Source organism: Ferrovum myxofaciens, assembly GCF_000735045.1.
GTDB lineage: Bacteria > Pseudomonadota > Gammaproteobacteria > Burkholderiales > Ferrovaceae > Ferrovum > Ferrovum myxofaciens.
Window position 1 is genome coordinate 1 of the sequence record NZ_JPOQ01000521.1, and the last position, 253, is coordinate 253.

The following is a 253-nucleotide window of genomic DNA, read 5'->3' on the forward strand; positions in this document are numbered from 1 at the left end:
CTTCCGCTTTGTCTTACCCACATCACTGTCTGAGCAGACAGCAAAACTGTGCAGTGGAAGATCACTTTCCTGTGTCCATTCCGTCAGGCTCTGGGACAGCAGGGACAGACTGGGCACCAGAAACAGCACCTGTTTCCCCCGTCCAGCCAAAACCTCGGCAATTTTGAGACTGGTAAAAGTCTTGCCCGTCCCGCAGGCCATGATGAGTTTGCCCCGGTCGGCATCTGCCAGTCCTTGCTGAACGGCACGCAAG

The 253-nt window shown here is 55.7% G+C and carries 1 protein-coding gene; it reads right to left on the bottom strand.

What is annotated here, in order from left to right; genetic code table 11:
- Positions 1-253, bottom strand: a 253-nt coding sequence (locus IV91_RS16435) for a DEAD/DEAH box helicase family protein (RefSeq protein ID WP_150112520.1), incomplete at both ends; no start/stop codon positions are given.